The organism is Terrabacter aeriphilus (genome assembly GCF_039542985.1).
GTDB classification, from domain to species: Bacteria; Actinomycetota; Actinomycetes; order Actinomycetales; family Dermatophilaceae; genus Terrabacter; species Terrabacter aeriphilus.
In genome coordinates, this window is record NZ_BAABIW010000001.1 from 193,373 (window position 1) to 209,237 (window position 15,865).

Sequence of the window (15,865 nt, forward strand, 5' to 3'; positions counted from 1 at the left end):
CCCATGAGCACGCTCGAGATCAAGGGACTGACGGTCTCGGTCGAGACCGAGGACGGCCCCAAGGAGATCCTGCGCGGGGTCGACCTCACCGTGAAGTCGGGGGAGACCCACGCGATCATGGGGCCGAACGGCTCCGGCAAGTCGACGCTGGCCTACAGCATCGCCGGCCACCCGAAGTACACCGTCACCGGCGGCACCGTGACGCTCGACGGCGAGGACGTCCTCGCGATGAGCGTCGACGAGCGCGCCCGCGCGGGCCTCTTCCTCGCGATGCAGTACCCCGTCGAGGTGCCCGGCGTGACCGTGAGCAACTTCCTCCGCACGGCCAAGACCGCCATCGACGGCGAGGCCCCCAAGCTGCGCACCTGGGTCAAGGACGTCAAGTCCGCCATGGCCGACCTGCGCATGGACCCCGCCTTCGCCGAGCGCAACGTCAACGAGGGCTTCTCCGGTGGCGAGAAGAAGCGCCACGAGATCCTCCAGATGGAGCTGCTCAAGCCGAAGGTGGCCGTGCTCGACGAGACCGACTCCGGCCTCGACGTCGACGCGCTCAAGATCGTCTCCGAGGGCGTCAACCGCGCCAAGGAGGGCAGCGACCTCGGCGTCCTGCTCATCACGCACTACACGCGCATCCTGCGCTACATCAAGCCCGACTTCGTGCACGTCTTCGTCGACGGCAAGGTCGTCGAGCAGGGCGGCCCCGAGCTGGCCGACCGCCTCGAGGACGAGGGCTACGACCGCTACCTGGCCCCGGCCCCGGCCGTGGCGACGCAGGCCTGAGCCCGATGCCCGACGTCCTGCCCCTGACGGAGAGGGAGCTCGCCGCGATCCGCGGCGAGTTCCCGATCCTCGCGCGCACGGTGCGCGACGGCAGGCCGCTCGTCTACCTCGACTCCGGGGCCACGTCGCACAAGCCGACCGCCGTCCTCGACGCCGAGAGGGCCTTCTACGAGCAGCACAACGCGGCCGTGCACCGCGGCGCGCACCAGCTCGCCGAGGAGGCCACCGACGACTTCGAGGCGGCCCGCGCGACGATCGCCGCCTTCGTCGGTGCTCCGGCGGACGAGGTGGTGTTCACCAAGAACGCCACCGAGGCGCTCAACCTCGTCGCCTACGCGTTCTCCAACGCGGCGCCGACGCAGGAGCCCAAGGACGAGCGCTTCGTGCTGCGCCCCGGCGACGAGATCCTCGTCACCGAGATGGAGCACCACGCGAACCTCGTGCCGTGGCAGGAGCTCGCGCGGCGCACCGGGGCGACGCTGAGGTGGGTGCCCGTGGGCGCCGACGGCGCGCTCGACCTCTCCGGGCTCGACGAGCTGCTCACCGAGCGCACCAAGGTCTTCGCGTTCACCCACGTCTCCAACGTGCTCGGCACCGTCAACCCGGTCACCGAGCTCGCGGAGCGCGCGCACGCCGTCGGGGCGCTCGTCGTCGTCGACGCGTGCCAGTCGGTGCCGCACCTCGCGGTCGACGTCGCCACCCTGGGGGCCGACTTCATCGCCTTCAGCGGCCACAAGATGTACGGGCCCATGGGGGTCGGCGTCCTCTGGGGTCGCGGCGAGCTGCTCGAGGTCATGCCGCCCTTCCTCACCGGCGGCTCGATGATCGAGCTCGTCACGATGGAGCGCTCGACGTACGCGCCGGCGCCCCAGAAGTTCGAGGCAGGCGTGCCGAACGCTGCCCAGGCTGTCGGCCTCGCGGCCGCGGTGCGCTGGGTCGAGGCCGTCGGCATCGAGCGCATCCACGCCCACGAGTCGGCCCTCGTCGAGCTGCTCATGCGCGGCCTCGCCGAGCGTCGGTGGGTGCGGGTCGTCGGCCCGGCCCTCGGCACCGGCCGCGGGGGCGCGGTGGCCTTCGTCGTCGACGGCGTGCACGCCCACGACGTCGGGCAGGTGCTCGACGACGCCGGTGTCGCCGTGCGCGTGGGCCACCACTGCGCGTGGCCGCTGCACCGCGCCCTCGGCGCCGCGGCGACGACGCGCGCGTCGTTCGCCGTGCACAACACGCCCGCCGACGTCGAGGCCCTCCTCGCCGCGCTCGACCGCGTGCCGGTCGTCTTCGGCATCGACACCGAGAGGGAGGCCAGCTGATGGACCTCTACCAGGAGCTCATCCTCGAGCACTCGAAGCGCCCGCACCACGCGGGCCTGCGCGACCCCTTCGACGCCGAGGTGCACCACATCAACCCGACGTGCGGCGACGAGGTCACCCTGCGGGTCGACGTCGAGGGCACCGGCCCCGACGCCGTCGTGCGCGACGTGTCCTACGCCGCGCAGGGCTGCTCGATCTCCGTCGCGAGCTCCTCGGTGCTCGCCGAGGAGGTCATCGGCCACCCGGTCGCCGAGGCGCTCGAGACCTTCGAGGCCATGCGCACGATGCTGACCTCCAAGGGCCAGGTCGCGGGCGACGAGGACGTCATCGGCGACGGCGTCGCCTTCGCCGGGGTGTCGAAGTACCCCGCGCGCGTCAAGTGCGCCCTCCTCGGCTGGACCGCCTTCACCGACGCCCTCGCCCGAGCCGGCGTCGACATCTCGTCAACGAGTTCGCCCTCCCCCCAAGGAGTTTCGTCATGAGCCAGACCGCAACCCCGCCGAACGTGGCCGACGTCGAGGAGGCCATGCGCGACGTCGTCGACCCCGAGCTCGGCATCAACGTCGTCGACCTCGGCCTCGTCTACGGCATCACCGTCGACGCCCAGTCACACGCCGTCATCGACATGACGCTGACGTCGGCGGCCTGCCCCCTGACCGACGTCATCGAGGACCAGACGGCCCAGGCCCTCGAGGGCCTCGTCACGACCCACCGCATCAACTGGGTGTGGATGCCGCCGTGGGGCCCCGACAAGATCACCGAGGACGGTCGCGAGCAGCTGCGCGCGCTCGGCTTCAACCTCTGAGACCGCTGCACCCGCGACGATGACGACGCGCGTCATCGAGGTCGACCCCGAACGGTTCGACCGCTGGATGGCGGGCTTCGCCGGTCGCCACGGCACCTACGACGCCGCCGAGGAGCCTGCTCCCGGCGGCGTCGTCGTGTCCGCGCGCGCCGCGGACGGCTCCACGCTCGTCGCGACGCCGTTCGAGCACGACCCCCTCGGCGTCGTGCTCGTGCGCCGGGGCGGGTATGCCGTCGGGCTCGCTCGCGCGGGGACGTTCACCACCTCGAAGGTCGGCACCCGCCACGTGCAGTCGCGCACCGCGGCCGGCGGCTGGTCGCAGCAGCGCTTCGCGCGCCGCCGGGGCAAGCAGGCCGACGAGCTCGTCGACGCCGTCGTCGGGCACGCGCGGCGGGTGCTGCTCGGCGACGACGAGTCCCCGCGGACGGGGGCGGACGGCATACCTCGTGGGCTCGTCGTCGGGGGAGACCGGGCGCTCGTGCGGGAGGTGCTGGCGGCGCCCGCGCTGCGGGCCCTCGCCGGACTGCCGGCGCGCGAGCTCTACGACCTGCCGGACCCGAGGCGTGACGTGCTCGAGACCGCGCTGCGGCGGGGTCGAGCCGTCCGCGTCGAGCTGACCGAGACGGCCCCGGGCCTCACGTGACGTTGCCGACGCCGAAGGTGTTGCACTGGTTCAGGTCGCCCGTCTCGTAGCCCTGCGAGAACCAGCGCTTGCGCGCCTCCGACGACCCGTGGGTCCAGCTCTCGGGCGTGACCCGGCCCTGCACCTTCTCCTGGATGCGGTCGTCGCCGACCGCCGACGCGGCCGAGAGCGCCGACTGGATGTCGTCGGGCGTGATCGCCTTGAGCAGCGGCACGCCGCCCGCGTCGGTCGTCTCCGTGGCGTGCCTGACCCACGTGCCCGCGAGGCAGTCGGCCATGAGCTCGACGCGCACGGCCCCGGAGTTGGCCCCCTGCGGGTCCTGCTGGGCGCGGTCGAGCAGGCCGAGCAGGTTCTGCACGTGGTGGCCGTACTCGTGCGCGATGACGTACTCCTTGGCCAGCTGCCCGCCGTCGGAGCCGAACTTGCTCTGCAGCTCGGAGAAGAAGCTCGCGTCGACGTAGACCTTCGAGTCGAGCGGGCAGTAGAACGGGCCGACCTGGCTGTTGGCGGTGCCGCAACCGGAGCGGGTCTGGCCCTGGTAGATGACCGTCTTGACCGGCTCGTAGTTCATCGAGTACTTCGGCAGCGTCGTGGCCCAGTAGTCCTGCACGCTGTTGACCGTGGCGATGATGAGGCAGACGTCGTCCTTGTTGGCGTCGGCGCCGCTCTTGCACTGGCTGAAGCTGCCACGGTCGACCTGTCCCGCGGCCGACACCTGGTTGGCGTCCAGCTGCTGCGAGGGCAGGCCGCTGCCCGACCCGGCCGAGCCGCCGGAGTCGCCGCCACCGAGGATGTTGCCGCCGCCGAAGACGAGTGCGAGCACGAGCAGGATGAGGCCGCCGATGCCGCCGCCGACCTGGATGCCGCCGGGGAAGCCGCCGCCTCCACCGCCGCCGAACCCGCCGCTGCTGCCGCCGCTCTCGACCTGGGAGGTGTCGAGCTGCGCGTTGTCGTTGAAGGTCATGTCATCGGTCCTCGGTCTCGGGTCCGGGGGCTGCCCGGGCCGGTCGGGATCACCCTAGTGCGCGGGGGGTGTCGGTCGGCCGGTGTCATGGCTGGTGCGTACCCGGTGCGGGCGGTCCGGCGCCGCCGGCGGCCTTGACGAGCCGGGCGGCGAGGTCCTCGGTGGCCTGCACGAGGGCGGGCGAGCCGACCACCTCGAAGGTGAGCGGGGTGGCGGCGAGCTGGCGGGCGTACCACTCGGGGTCGTCGGTCGTGGCCCGCAGCCGCACGCCGCCGTCGACCTCCTCGAGCCGGCCCAGGCTGCGCGGCAGCCACCGGCCGGCCTCGAGCAGGTCGGCGCGCAGCAGCACGTCGACCTCGTGCCGCCAGCCCTGCGACAGGTGCTCCTCGAGCACGCGGAGGGCGTCGAGCTGCTCGGGAGCCTCGACGCGCAGCGAGGTGACGAAGGCGGACCGGATGCGGTCGACGCGGAGCACGCGCCGGGCCGAGCTCGTGTGCGACCAGCACAGCAGGTACCACCGGCCGTGGCGCAGCACGACGGCCCACGGGTCGACCTCCATGTCGCGGTCGCGGCCGTCCTCGAGGCGGTAGCCCAGACGCACCCGGCGCGAGGCGCTGCAGGCCTCGACGAGCCGGGCCGTCGTCGCCGGGTCGACGCGCAGCGACGGGTCGGGCGGCGGCCCGCTCGGCCGCCGCACCGCGCGCACCGCGCCGGCCACCGGCTCGGGGAGCACGCGCAGGATCTTCGCGAGCGCGCCCCCGACGAGGTCGGCCGGGTCGACCGCCTGCCGGTGCCCCTCGAGCACGGCCATGACGAGCCCGAGCGCCTCCGCCGGGGTGAACATGAGCGGCGCGAGCCGCAGCCCGCGCCCGAGGCGGTAGCCGCCGCCCGGGCCCGTGGCCGACTCGATCGGCACCTGCGCCTCGCGGAGGATCGCGACGTAGCGGCGGGCCGCGCGCTCGGTGACGCCGAGGCGGTCACCCAGTGCCCGGGCCGTGATGCCGGGGGAGTCCTGGATCGCCTCGAGCGCGAGCAGGGCGCGCGCCGTGGGGCTCGTGTCGTGCCGCATCCGTTCCCTCCCGCGAGCAGGTCGTCGCACCGACCGTAGCGCCGGGCGCCGACGCCGGGGGCTCGGTAGGGTCGGGATCGTGGACACGACCTCGCTCGCTGACCTGATGCCCCGCCTGCGCGAGACCTACCGCGACCTCCATGCGCACCCCGAGCTGTCGTTCACCGAGCACCGCACGGCCGGGCTCGTGGCCGCCTGGCTGCGCGAGCTCGGCCTCACCGTGACCGAGGGGGTCGGGCGCACCGGCGTCGTCGGTGTCCTCCGCCGGGGCGACGGGCCCGTCGTGCTGCTGCGCGCCGACATGGACGGCCTTCCCGTCGCCGAGGCCACCGGCCTGCCGTATGCCAGCAGCGCCCGCGGCATCGACCCCGAGGGGCGTGACGTGCCCGTCATGCACGCGTGCGGCCACGACGTGCACGTCACGTGCCTGCTCGGCGCGGTCTCGGTGCTCGCGGCCGACGCGTCGTGGAGCGGCACGCTCGTCGCGGTGTTCCAGCCCGCGGAGGAGGTCGCTCAGGGTGCGCGCGCCATGGTCGAGGACGGCCTCTACGACACCGTGCCACGGCCCGACGTCGTGCTCGGCCAGCACGTCGCCCCGATCCCGGCCGGCACGATCGGGCTGCGGCCGGGGCCCTCGTTCGCGGCCACCGACAGCCTGCGCATCACCCTCTTCGGCGAGGGCGGGCACGGCTCACGCCCCGAGGCGACGGTCGACCCGGTCGTCCTCGCGGCCGCCACCATCCTGCGCCTGCAGACCGTCGTCTCGCGCGAGGTCGCGGGCACCGACACGGCCGTGCTCACCGTCGGCTCGGTGCAGGCGGGCACGAAGTCGAACATCATCCCCGACGAGGCGGTGCTGCTCGCCAACCTGCGCACCTACGACGTGCGCGTGCGCGAGAAGGCGCTCGCGGCCGTGACCCGCATCGTCGAGGGCGAGGCAGCCACGGCCGGGGCGCGTCGAGCCCCGCTCGTCGAGCCGTTCGAGCAGTCGCCGGCCGTCGTCAACGACCCGGCGGGGGTCGAGCGCACGCGGCCCGCGCTCGAGGCGCTCGTCGGCGCCGGCCGGGTCGTCGACCCCGGCCCGATCACGGGCAGCGAGGACGTCGGCGTGCTCGCCGAGGCGGCCGACGCCCCCTGCGTCTTCTGGCTGCTCGGCGGCGCCGACCCCGTGGCCTTCGCGGGCGCGCACGACCTCGCGGGCATCCGGGCCGTGCTGGCGTCGCTGCCCTCCAACCACTCGCCCCTGTTCGCGCCCGTCATCGACCCCACGCTCGAGCTCGGCGTGCAGGCTCTCGTCGGCGCCGCCGGATCCTGGCTCCACCACCCGTGACCGTCGAAAGGCCACTCCTTGCGGGTCCCCACGCGTCGAGAGGCCACTCCTGACGGGCCCCCACGCGTCGAGAGGCCACGTCTCGATGTCCGGTCGCGCGGCGGTCACCGAGGGTGCGGGCGCAGCTCGGCCCACGCGGGCTCGTCGTCGGGCATCCACGTCGGAGCCGCCGCGCCCGGGGGCACCGGCGCCAGCCAGCCGCGCTCGGCGGCCAGGGCCACGGCCACCTCGACGAGACGGGTCGTCGCCGGCGCGAGGTCGTCGCTGCGCCACGCCAGCGACCACGGGTAGAGCGGCTGCAGCTCCTCGGGCCATGACATCGGCACCCCGGCGGCGGCGTACTTGTCCGCGTAGCTGAGGAACTCGAGGTACCGCACGCGTTCGGCGGAGCGCAGCACGTGGGCGACGCAGAAGCTGAACGCGCCGGGGGTTCCGAGCCAGCGCATGCCCAGGCCGAGCCGCTCCTCCAGCGCGGTGAGGTACTGGCCGTGGGCCGTGTACGTGCCCGAGTCGGGCGGGTCACCGAAGACGTGGACCGGCCGGTCACGGAACGACGCCGTCGGGGCCTCCGCGTCGCCCGGCGAGCCGACGAGCACCATCGGCTCGAGCCGGAGCAGCCGGTGCCGCCATCCGCTCGGGTGCGCGAGCAGCATCCGTGGCGTGACGCGGAGGATGGCGACGTCGAGCCGGCCGTGCAGCAGGGCCCCGAGCTGGGTGATGCTGTCCATCGCGTGCTCGCGCAGCTCGATGCCGGGCTCGGCCGCGCTGAACGCGTCGGCGACGAGGCGGCTCGTCGACAGCTCGAAGACGTGCGCGATGCGCAGCCCCGGCGGGCGGGCCGGCTGGGCCATCGTGTCGGCGAGGGCGAGGAGGCGCCGGGCGTCGTCGAGGAACTGCTCACCGCGTGCGGTGAGGGTCACGTGCCGGCTGTCGCGGACGAAGAGCGGCTCGCCGAGCTGGTCCTCGAGTCGCCGGATCTGTCTCGACAGGGCCGGCTGGCTCACGAAGAGGCGCGCCGCGGCGCGACCGAAGTGCAGCTCGTCGGCGACGGCGACGAAGTAGCGCACGAGCCGCAGGTCCAGGTCCATGTGCGCGCCTCCCCGCCCGGCCAGGATCGGTCGTCGCCCGAGCGGCGCCCGCAAGGAGTGTCGCGCGGTTATCGATCGGCACGCAACAGGTCTTGGACCCGGATGCTGCCGTCGCGCGAGCCTTGGGAGGTCGCACCCAGCGCCGCTCCGGCCCGGCCGTTCCCCGGCGGCGGGCTCCGTCGAAAGGACCCCTCATGACCACAGCTCCGCGCCCCGTCGTCTTCGTCCACGGCCTCTGGCTCCATGCGTCGAGCTGGGGACCGTGGGTCGAGCTCTTCCACTCGGAGGGGTACGCGCCGACCGCCCCCGGGTGGCCGGGGGAGCCCGACACCGTCGAGGCCGCCCGCGAGCACCCCGACGCCGTCGCCGGGCTCGGCATCGACGACGTCACCGACCACTACGCGGCGCACATCGCCGGCCTCCCCGAGGCACCGGTCGTCGTCGGCCACTCCTTCGGAGGGCTCATCGCCGAGAAGCTGCTCGGGCAGGGCAAGGCCGCGGCCGCCGTCGCGATCGACCCGGCGCAGATCAAGGGCGTGCTGCCGCTCCCGCTCGCGCAGCTCCGCGCGGGCCTGCCCGCGCTGGGCAACCCGGCGAACCGCAACCGGGCGGTCTCGTTGACGGCCAAGGAGTTCCGCTTCGGTTTCGGCAACGCCGTGAGCGAGGAGGAGTCCCAGGCGTTGTTCGACGCGTGGACGATCCCGTCGCCGGCCAAGCCGCTCTTCCAGGCCGCCGCCGCGAACTTCTCGCTCCACTCGGAGGCCGCCGTCGACACCGACAACAGCACGCGCGGCCCGCTGCTGCTCGTCTCGGGCCTCGAGGACCACACGGTGCCCGACGTCGTCACGCGCTCGACGCTCAAGCAGTACCGCAGGTCGACGGCCGTGACCGAGCTGCGGCAGTTCGAGGGCCGGGGCCACTCGCTCACCGTCGACGACGGGTGGCGCGACGTCGCGACGGCCGTGCTCGGCTGGCTCCGCGAGCACGGGTTCTGAGCCGTGGACCTCGCTCTGGGCGGCAAGGTCGCCATCGTCACCGGTGCGAGCAAGGGCATCGGGCTGGCGATCACCCGGACGTTCGCCGACGAGGGGATGTCGGTCGTCGCCGGAGCGCGCGACGCGTCCGCAGAGCTCGACGCCCTGACCCGCTCGGGTCAGGTCACCTTCGTCGCGACCGACCTCGGCGAGCCGGAGGGCGCCGACCACCTCGTCGACGCGGCGGCGGGTCTCGGGCGCCTCGACGTGCTCGTCAACAACGTCGGCGCCGTGACCCCGCGACTCGACGGTTTCGCAGCGGTGACGGACGAGCAGTGGTCGACGTCATGGACGCTCAACCTGATGGCCGCCGTGCGCACGACCCGGGCGGCGCTGCCGATGATGCTGGCGCGCGGGCGGGGGTCGATCGTGTCGACCTGCTCGGTCAACGCGACGCTCGCCGACCCCTCGGTCATCGACTACAGCGCGGCCAAGGCGGCCCTGCGCAGCTTCTGCAAGTCGCTCTCGAAGGAGCTCGGCCCGCAGGGCATCCGCGTCAACACCGTGAGCCCCGGCCCGGTGGGCACCGACCTCTGGCTCGGTGCGGACGGGGTCGCGGCCGCCGTCGCCTCGCGGCAGGGTCGCGACCCCGCCACCGTGGCCGCCGTGGCCGCTCGCGACTCGGTGACCGGCCGCTTCACCCGCCCGGACGAGGTCGCGGCCGTCGTCGCCTTCCTCGCCAGCGACGTCGCCGGCAACGTCACCGGTGCCGACGTGACGATCGACGGAGGCCTCGTCCCCACGACCTGACCGGGGGAGCGGCCCGTCGGTGGGTACGTGCACCACGGACCGCCCGGCCGTGCGCTCCGCCCTCGTCCCCGGCAGCCGTGGAGGTTCCCGATGAGTCAGCGCCCCGTGACCAGTCCCGTCCTGGACGGTGACGCCGCGTGCGACGTCACCGTCCAGGAGCCGCCGCGCCGGGTCGGCGTCACGGGCGTCCTCGTCGTGCTCGCCCTGCTCGTCGCCGGCCTGCTGTGGGCGAAGTGGCTCCCGTATGCCGAGCGCACCCGCACGCTGTCGGCCACGGGCGCCTGGAGCGGCTCGGCGATCTTCGGCGCGAGCGGCGAGCCGGGGTCCGCACCCAGTGTGGCCGGTGCCCTCGACTTCACGAGGGCGTATGCCGCTGCCGTCTGGAAGGCGGCACTCGTGGCCCTCGTCGTGGCGGCCGCGATCGAGTCGCTCGTGCCCCGCAGGTGGTTCGTGCGCCTCATGTCGCGGCGCAGCGCCGTGGGCCAGGGCGTCACGGGTGCGGCCCTGTCGCTACCGAGCATGATGTGTACCTGCTGCACCGCACCCGTCGCGATCGGCCTGCGGCGCAAGGGCGCCCCCATCGGTGCCACCGTTGCCTACTGGCTCGGCAACCCCCTGCTCAACCCGGCCGTCCTCGTCTTCCTCGCCCTGACCCTGCCGTGGCAGCTCGTCGCGGTCCGCGTCGTCGTCGGGGTGGTCATCGTCCTGGGTGCAGCGGTCGCGGCGGCGGCCGTCGCCGGCCGCGTGCGCGGCGCCGACGTCCCGGCGCCGGAGATCTCGGTGGGTCGCACGAGGAGCCCCTGGCTCGGTGCGCCCGCCGGGGAGGAGGGTGACGCCACGCAGGTGCGCGAGCTGCCGCTGCGGTTCGCGCGGACGCTGGTGCGTTACGTCGTCGTCCTCGTGCCGGAGTACCTCGTCCTCGTGCTGCTGACCGGATGGCTCAGCGGCTGGCTCTCCGACTTCGCCGGGCTCGACCGGGCCGCCGGTCCGGTGGCGCTGCTCGTGGTGGGGCTCGTCGGTGCCGCGCTCGTCATCCCCACGGGCGGTGAGATCCCGGTCGTCGCCGGCCTCGTCGCCGCCGGGGCCGGCTTCGGCGTCGTGGGAGTCGTGCTCGTCACCCTGCCGGCACTGAGCATCCCGTCGATCCTCATGGTCGCGCGCACCTTCTCCTGGCGGGTGACCGCGGCGGTGACGAGCGTGGTCGTCGTCGGCGGGATCGTCGCGGGGCTGGCTCTCCAGCTCGTGCCCGTCGGCTGACGGCTCGCCGCACCGTTCGACGAAACGCCCGTGCCGCGGGTCACGAGACCGGGCCCGCGGCGACGAGAGGTCGGGCGGGTGGTTTGATCGGCACATGCGCATCTTCTTCACGGGCGGCAGCGGCAAGGCCGGCAAGCACGTCGCACCCTTCCTCGCCGAGCAGGGCCACCAGGTCACCAACGCCGACCTCGTGCCGCTGCGGCACGAGGGGGTCGACGACCTCCGGGTCGACCTCACCGACATCGGCGAGACGTACTCGGCGCTCGCGGGACTGGCACGCTTCGACGAGCTCGAGCTCGCGGCCAAGCCGGCCTACGACGCCGTCGTGCACTTCGCGGCGGTGCCCGCGATCCTGCTGACGTCCGAGGCGAAGACGTATGCCACCAACGTGCTCAGCACCTACAACGTGCTCGAGGCCGCGACCCGGCTCGGCATCCGCAAGGTGATCTTCGCGTCCTCGGAGACGACGTACGGCATCTGCTTCGCCCAGGGCGAGCGCAAGCCGCTCTACGTGCCGGTCGACGAGGAGCACCCGACGGTGCCCGAGGACTCGTATGCCATGTCGAAGGTCGCGAACGAGGTGACGGCGCGCTCGTTCCAGGCCCGCACCGGCGCCGACGTCTACGGCTTGCGCATCAACAACGTCATCGAGCCGCACGAGTACGCCGACATGTTCCCGCCGTTCCTCGCCGACCCGGCGCTGCGGCGGCGCAACGTCTTCGCCTACATCGACACCCGAGACCTCGGCCAGATGGTGCAGCGCTGCCTGCAGACCGACGGGCTCGGCTACGAGGTCTTCAACGTCGCGAACGCCGACATGTCCGTCGCCGCGACCACCGACGAGGTGCGCGAGCGCTTCTACGCCGGGGTGGAGCAGCGCCGGACGATGGGGCGCGACGAGACGTTCTACTCCATCGACAAGGCGCGTGAGCTGCTCGGCTACGAGCCGGAGCACTCGTGGCGCGACGTGCTCGACGACCCGCGCCGGGGCTGAGCGTCAGCCGATCCGCTCGGCGAGCGAGACGATGATCCCCTCCGGACCGCGGACGTAGGCCATCCTCCACTCGTTCTCGTACTCGCCGACGCCACCGACGAGCCCGTAGCCGTCGGCGGCGAGCTGGTCGACGGCGCCCCGGAGGTCGACGACCTCGAACGAGACGTTGCGCAGACCGAGCTCGTTCGCCATGGCGGCGGGGGAGCCGGGCACGTGGTCGGGGTGGACGAAGCGCGCGAGCTCGAGCGCCGACCCGCCCTCGGGCGCGCGGAGCATGGCGATCTCGCACCGCGTGCCGGGGATGCCGGTGACGGTGTCGACGAAGTCGCCGTCGAGGAACATGCGTCCCTCGACCTCCAGCCCGATCGTCACGAAGAAGTCGATGGTGGCGTCGAGGTCGGCGACGGTGACGCCGACGTGGTCGAAGCGGCGCAGGTAGGTCATGGTGGTGGTCTCTCCTCGTGGTGGTGTGGACATTCAACCGGTGGACGGAGCCGGATCGCGGTTCTCGACACGGCGAGATCTCGGCACACGAGGCGGCGCGGCGAGACGGCGCGACGTCGCACGAGGCGGAGGGGTGAGGATGGTCGCGTGAAGGCCGTCGTCTACGAGGAGCACGGGGCGCTGCCCGTCGTCACGGATCTGCCGGAGCCGGACTGCCCCGCGGACGGCGTCGTCGTCTCGGTGCGGGCCACCGGGGTGTGCCGGTCCGACTGGCACGCGTGGAAGGGCCACGACCCCGTCTCCCTGCCGCACGTGCCGGGCCACGAGCTGGCCGGCGTCGTGGCCGGCGTCGGCGCGCAGGTGCGCCACTGGCAGGTCGGCGACCGGGTGACGGTGCCCTTCGTCTGCGGCTGCGGTCGGTGCTCGTGGTGCGAGGCCGGCGAGGCGCAGGTGTGCCCCGACCAGACCCAGCCGGGTTTCACCGGCCACGGCTCCTTCGCGGAGCGCGTCGCTCTGCACGCCGCCGACACGAACCTCGTCCGACTCCCGGATGCCGTCGACTTCGTCACCGCGGCGTCGCTCGGGTGCCGCTTCGCCACCGCCTACCGCGCCGTCACGACCCACGGGCGCATCGGTGCCGGTGACTGGCTCGCCGTGCACGGGTGCGGCGGGGTCGGTCTGTCGGCCGTTATGATCGGCTCGGCCCTCGGGGCCCGGGTCGTCGCCATCGACGTGAATCCCGCTGCGCTGCAGCGCGCGTCGGCGTGCGGCGCCGAGGTCGTCATCGACGCGACTGCCGTCGACGACGTGGCTGCCCGGGTGCGCCACGTCACGGCCGGCGGAGCGCACGTGTCCGTCGACGCGTTCGGTTCACCCGACCTGGCCGTCGCGTCGGTGCGCAGCCTGCGCCGGCGCGGTCGGCACGTGCAGGCGGGTCTGCTCCTCGGCGACGCCTCGCGGCCGCCGCTGCCGATGGACCTCGTCGTGGCCCACGAGCTCGAGCTCTACGGCTCGCACGGCATGCCGGCGCGCGACTACCCCGCGATGCTGCGACTCATCGAGGAGGGCACGCTGCGCCCGGGTGAGCTCGTCGGCCGCGTCATCGGGCTCGACGAGGCCGGCGCCGCCCTCGCCGCCCTCGACCAGCCGTCCGCCGGGGGCATGACCGTCGTCAGCCTCTGAGGCACGCCGGCCGGTGGGGCGTCAGTCGGTGCGGCGCGTGAACGTCAGGTGCACCACGCCGCTCGGGCTGGCGACGCTCTCGACGTCGAACGACTCCTCGACCCCTTCGAGGCCGTCCCAGAGCCGCACGCCCCGACCGAGCAGGATCGGCACCTGGACGAGGTGCAGGTGGTCGACGAGCCCAGCGGCGAGGAAGTCGCGCACGACCGTCGGCCCGCCGCCGACGCGCACGTCGAGCCCGTCGGCGGCCTCCTGCGCGGCAGACAACGCCTCGGACGGCGACGCCTCGATGAAGTGGAAGGTCGTGCCGCCGCCCATCGTCAGGGCCGGTCGGGGGCGGTGGGTCAGCACGAAGACCGGGGTGTGGAAGGGCGGGTCCTCGCCCCACCAGCCCGTCCAGGACTCGTCGTCCTGCCAGCCGGGCGGCCCGAACTTGTTGGAACCCATGATCTCGGCGCCGATGCCCACGGCGAACTGCTGGGCGAAGGCGTCGTCGACCCCGGCCGAACCGCTCGGATCCCAGAAGCGGGTGGCGAACATCCACTGGTGGAGGCGCTGACCGGCGTGGCCGAAGGGTGCCTCCAACGACTGCGGCTCGCCGGTCGCGAAGCCGTCGAGCGAGATGGAGAAGTTGTGGATCCGCGTCCTGGGCATGCGCCCTCCTCGAGGTCGTCGGCCGAGGGGCGTGCTCGAGCCTCCTCGCACGATAGACGGCACGGCCGAGCTGAAGGGGGCGGGGCGCATACGGCCCCGGATCGCGCGCGGGCGGCTACGGTCGAGGCGACAGCACCGCCGACTCCAGGGAGGTCCCACGCGTGTTCACGTACAAGGTCGTCGAGGTCCGCGAGAAGATGATCGGCGGCAAGATGTCGGGCGAGAAGCTCGAGAAGCTGCTCAACGAGCACGCGCGTGAGGGCTGGCAGCTCAAGGCCATCACGTCCGTCGAGGTCAAGGGCCGGGTCGGGCCGGGTGGTGTCGACGGGCTGCTCGTGACGCTCGAGCGCTCGGACGGCCACTGACGCCGGGGCGCCTCAGGCGCTCGAGACCCACTCGCCGTAGAAGAGGGCCAGGCCGGCGGACACGCACAGGCCGGCGATGATCCAGAAGCGCGCCACGATGGTGACCTCCGACCAGCCCACCATCTCGAAGTGGTGGTGGAGCGGAGCGATCCGGAAGACGCGCCGGCCGGTCGTCTTGAAGCTGATGACCTGGATGATCACGGAGGCCGTGATGATCACGAAGAGGCCGCCGAGCACGACGAGCAGCAGCTGGGTGTGGGTGAGGATCGCGAGCCCGGCGAGCGCCGCGCCGAGGGAGAGCGAGCCGGTGTCGCCCATGATGATCTCGGCGGGCGAGGTGTTCCACCAGAGGAACCCGAAGCAGGCACCACCGATGGCGCACGCGACGACGGCGAGGTCGAGGGCGTCGCGCACGTCGTAGCAGTTCGGTCCCGGCGCGACGGAGCAGCTCTGGTTGTACTGCCACATCGAGATGACGGTGTAGGCGCCGAAGACCATGACCGAGGCGCCGGTGGCGAGGCCGTCGAGGCCGTCGGTGATGTTGACGCCGTTCGAGGCGCCCGCGATGAGCACGTTCGACCAGGCGATGAAGAGCAGGACGGCGACGACGGGGCCGGCGAAGGCGAGGTCGACCCCGGTGTCGCGGATGAACGAGATCGCCGTCGACGCGGGGGAGAAGCCGCGGTCGTCGGTGAGCAGCAGGGCGCCGAGGGCGAAGAGGACCGTGACGACCGTCTGGCCGAGGAGCTTCTGCCTCGAGGTGAGCCCGAGGCTGCGCTCCTTGCGGATCTTCGTGTAGTCGTCGAGGAAGCCGACGACGCCGAGGCCGGTGAGCAGGAAGAGCACGAGGCCGGCGCTCAGCGACAGGCCGCTGTGGATGGACCGGAAGACCCCCATGGCGCCGAGCGCGACGAGGACGGCGTGCGAGCCGAGGTAGCCGACGATCGCCGCGGCGATGATGACCGCACCGCCCATCGTCGGCTTGCCGCGCTTGACGTGGTGGTGCACGAGGTCGTCGCGGATGAACTGCCCGTAGCGCTTGCGCACGAGGAAGCGGATGAACGGCTTCGTGCAGAGCAGCGCGAAGGCCATCGAGAGGCCGCCCGCCAGCAGGACGTTGACCATGGAGCTCGCGCTGCCTTCCCTGTCGGTGACGCGGCCGTGCCACGCGGGTCACGGCGACCCACCCTAGGCGC

Annotated in this window: 18 protein-coding genes; 12 read left to right on the forward strand and 6 right to left on the reverse strand. The window is 73.1% G+C overall.

Features of this window, described 5'->3' with window-relative positions; all coding sequences use genetic code 11:
* The first annotated feature begins 3 nt into the window (after positions 1-3).
* From sufC to ABD979_RS00870, 5 genes are read left to right on the forward strand one after another with little or no spacing between them, the layout of a single operon-like run.
* Complete coding sequence (gene sufC, locus ABD979_RS00850) at positions 4-780, forward strand: Fe-S cluster assembly ATPase SufC (RefSeq protein WP_345505519.1); 777 nt, start codon at positions 4-6, stop codon at positions 778-780.
* A 5-nt stretch (positions 781-785) separates the two neighbouring features.
* Positions 786-2,090: an aminotransferase class V-fold PLP-dependent enzyme gene (locus ABD979_RS00855; protein ID WP_345505520.1), complete on the forward strand. Its 1,305-nt coding sequence runs from the start codon at positions 786-788 to the stop codon at positions 2,088-2,090.
* Positions 2,090-2,572 carry a Fe-S cluster assembly sulfur transfer protein SufU gene (gene sufU / locus ABD979_RS00860; protein WP_345505521.1) on the forward strand — a complete coding sequence of 161 codons (483 nt, stop codon included), beginning with the start codon at positions 2,090-2,092 and terminating at the stop codon, positions 2,570-2,572. Before ABD979_RS00855 ends, sufU begins: the two co-directional genes overlap by 1 nt.
* On the forward strand, positions 2,569-2,895 hold the full coding sequence (locus tag ABD979_RS00865) for a metal-sulfur cluster assembly factor (RefSeq protein ID WP_345505522.1): 327 nt from the start codon (positions 2,569-2,571) through the stop codon (positions 2,893-2,895). The genes sufU and ABD979_RS00865 overlap by 4 nt, the downstream gene beginning before the upstream one ends.
* A gap of 19 nt (positions 2,896-2,914) precedes the next feature.
* Positions 2,915-3,538, forward strand: a complete 624-nt coding sequence (locus ABD979_RS00870; RefSeq protein WP_345505523.1) for an acVLRF1 family peptidyl-tRNA hydrolase — start codon at positions 2,915-2,917, stop codon at positions 3,536-3,538.
* On the opposite strand, the gene ypfJ is transcribed toward ABD979_RS00870, so the two are convergent.
* Together ypfJ and ABD979_RS00880 are read right to left on the reverse strand one after the other, a co-directional pair.
* Positions 3,531-4,502 carry a KPN_02809 family neutral zinc metallopeptidase gene (ypfJ, locus tag ABD979_RS00875; protein ID WP_345505524.1) on the reverse strand — a complete coding sequence of 324 codons (972 nt, stop codon included), beginning with the start codon at positions 4,500-4,502 and terminating at the stop codon, positions 3,531-3,533. The genes ABD979_RS00870 and ypfJ overlap by 8 nt on opposite strands.
* Positions 4,503-4,587: 85 nt before the next feature.
* Positions 4,588-5,571, reverse strand: coding sequence for a helix-turn-helix transcriptional regulator (locus ABD979_RS00880; protein WP_345505525.1), 984 nt, complete (start codon positions 5,569-5,571; stop codon positions 4,588-4,590).
* A 106-nt stretch (positions 5,572-5,677) separates the two neighbouring features.
* Here ABD979_RS00880 and ABD979_RS00885 point away from each other — a divergent pair, with 106 nt between their 5' ends.
* Entirely contained in the window at positions 5,678-6,901 is a 1,224-nt protein-coding gene (locus ABD979_RS00885) for an amidohydrolase (RefSeq protein WP_345505571.1), read from the forward strand.
* 104 nt (positions 6,902-7,005) lie between these two features.
* Here ABD979_RS00885 and ABD979_RS00890 read toward each other — a convergent pair whose 3' ends face one another.
* The gene (locus ABD979_RS00890; RefSeq protein ID WP_345505526.1) at positions 7,006-7,989 is read right to left on the reverse strand and encodes a LysR family transcriptional regulator; all 984 of its coding nucleotides are present in this window, start codon (positions 7,987-7,989) and stop codon (positions 7,006-7,008) included.
* Between the two features lie 194 nt (positions 7,990-8,183).
* Between ABD979_RS00890 and ABD979_RS00895 the strand changes: the two genes are divergently transcribed.
* The 4 genes from ABD979_RS00895 to ABD979_RS00910 all read left to right on the forward strand — a co-directional run bounded on the left by ABD979_RS00895 (position 8,184) and on the right by ABD979_RS00910 (position 12,024).
* Positions 8,184-8,984, forward strand: coding sequence for an alpha/beta hydrolase (locus ABD979_RS00895; protein WP_345505527.1), 801 nt, complete (start codon positions 8,184-8,186; stop codon positions 8,982-8,984).
* 3 nt (positions 8,985-8,987) lie between these two features.
* Entirely contained in the window at positions 8,988-9,773 is a 786-nt protein-coding gene (locus ABD979_RS00900; RefSeq protein WP_345505528.1) for an SDR family NAD(P)-dependent oxidoreductase, read from the forward strand.
* Between the two features lie 105 nt (positions 9,774-9,878).
* Positions 9,879-11,030 carry a permease gene (locus ABD979_RS00905; protein WP_345505529.1) on the forward strand — a complete coding sequence of 384 codons (1,152 nt, stop codon included), beginning with the start codon at positions 9,879-9,881 and terminating at the stop codon, positions 11,028-11,030.
* A gap of 94 nt (positions 11,031-11,124) precedes the next feature.
* A complete protein-coding gene (locus tag ABD979_RS00910; RefSeq protein ID WP_345505530.1) occupies positions 11,125-12,024 on the forward strand; it encodes an NAD-dependent epimerase/dehydratase family protein in 900 nt (299 codons plus the stop codon).
* A 3-nt stretch (positions 12,025-12,027) separates the two neighbouring features.
* Here ABD979_RS00910 and ABD979_RS00915 read toward each other — a convergent pair whose 3' ends face one another.
* Positions 12,028-12,468 (reverse strand): VOC family protein, encoded by a 441-nt coding sequence (locus tag ABD979_RS00915; RefSeq protein WP_345505531.1) that lies wholly within the window; start codon positions 12,466-12,468, stop codon positions 12,028-12,030.
* 147 nt (positions 12,469-12,615) lie between these two features.
* Between ABD979_RS00915 and ABD979_RS00920 the strand changes: the two genes are divergently transcribed.
* Positions 12,616-13,650 (forward strand): zinc-dependent alcohol dehydrogenase family protein, encoded by a 1,035-nt coding sequence (locus ABD979_RS00920; protein WP_345505532.1) that lies wholly within the window; start codon positions 12,616-12,618, stop codon positions 13,648-13,650.
* Between the two features lie 21 nt (positions 13,651-13,671).
* Here ABD979_RS00920 and ABD979_RS00925 read toward each other — a convergent pair whose 3' ends face one another.
* On the reverse strand, positions 13,672-14,304 hold the full coding sequence (locus tag ABD979_RS00925) for a dihydrofolate reductase family protein (RefSeq protein WP_345505533.1): 633 nt from the start codon (positions 14,302-14,304) through the stop codon (positions 13,672-13,674).
* A 161-nt stretch (positions 14,305-14,465) separates the two neighbouring features.
* Between ABD979_RS00925 and ABD979_RS00930 the strand changes: the two genes are divergently transcribed.
* Positions 14,466-14,669: a DUF4177 domain-containing protein gene (locus tag ABD979_RS00930; RefSeq protein ID WP_345505534.1), complete on the forward strand. Its 204-nt coding sequence runs from the start codon at positions 14,466-14,468 to the stop codon at positions 14,667-14,669.
* Between the two features lie 12 nt (positions 14,670-14,681).
* Here the strand turns inward: ABD979_RS00930 and mraY are convergent, their stop codons facing one another.
* A complete protein-coding gene (gene mraY, locus ABD979_RS00935) occupies positions 14,682-15,794 on the reverse strand; it encodes a phospho-N-acetylmuramoyl-pentapeptide-transferase (RefSeq protein ID WP_345505535.1) in 1,113 nt (370 codons plus the stop codon).
* Positions 15,795-15,865 lie beyond the last annotated feature (71 nt).

What these genes read in the sequence shown, in the direction of transcription:
- ABD979_RS00925 (WP_345505533.1), bottom strand. Translation starts at nt 14,304, where the DNA reads ATGCCCAGGACGCGGATCCACAACTTCTCCATCTCGCTCGACGGCTTC.
- ABD979_RS00870 (WP_345505523.1), top strand. Translation starts at nt 2,915, where the DNA reads ATGACGACGCGCGTCATCGAGGTCGACCCCGAACGGTTCGACCGCTGG.
- ABD979_RS00885 (WP_345505571.1), top strand. Translation starts at nt 5,678, where the DNA reads ATGCCCCGCCTGCGCGAGACCTACCGCGACCTCCATGCGCACCCCGAG.
- ABD979_RS00915 (WP_345505531.1), bottom strand. Translation starts at nt 12,468, where the DNA reads ATGACCTACCTGCGCCGCTTCGACCACGTCGGCGTCACCGTCGCCGAC.
- ABD979_RS00880 (WP_345505525.1), bottom strand. Translation starts at nt 5,571, where the DNA reads ATGCGGCACGACACGAGCCCCACGGCGCGCGCCCTGCTCGCGCTCGAG.
- mraY (WP_345505535.1), bottom strand. Translation starts at nt 15,794, where the DNA reads ATGGTCAACGTCCTGCTGGCGGGCGGCCTCTCGATGGCCTTCGCGCTG.
- ABD979_RS00890 (WP_345505526.1), bottom strand. Translation starts at nt 7,989, where the DNA reads ATGGACCTGGACCTGCGGCTCGTGCGCTACTTCGTCGCCGTCGCCGAC.
- ABD979_RS00855 (WP_345505520.1), top strand. Translation starts at nt 786, where the DNA reads ATGCCCGACGTCCTGCCCCTGACGGAGAGGGAGCTCGCCGCGATCCGC.
- ABD979_RS00865 (WP_345505522.1), top strand. Translation starts at nt 2,569, where the DNA reads ATGAGCCAGACCGCAACCCCGCCGAACGTGGCCGACGTCGAGGAGGCC.
- ABD979_RS00910 (WP_345505530.1), top strand. Translation starts at nt 11,125, where the DNA reads ATGCGCATCTTCTTCACGGGCGGCAGCGGCAAGGCCGGCAAGCACGTC.
- ypfJ (WP_345505524.1), bottom strand. Translation starts at nt 4,502, where the DNA reads ATGACCTTCAACGACAACGCGCAGCTCGACACCTCCCAGGTCGAGAGC.
- sufU (WP_345505521.1), top strand. Translation starts at nt 2,090, where the DNA reads ATGGACCTCTACCAGGAGCTCATCCTCGAGCACTCGAAGCGCCCGCAC.
- ABD979_RS00895 (WP_345505527.1), top strand. Translation starts at nt 8,184, where the DNA reads ATGACCACAGCTCCGCGCCCCGTCGTCTTCGTCCACGGCCTCTGGCTC.
- sufC (WP_345505519.1), top strand. Translation starts at nt 4, where the DNA reads ATGAGCACGCTCGAGATCAAGGGACTGACGGTCTCGGTCGAGACCGAG.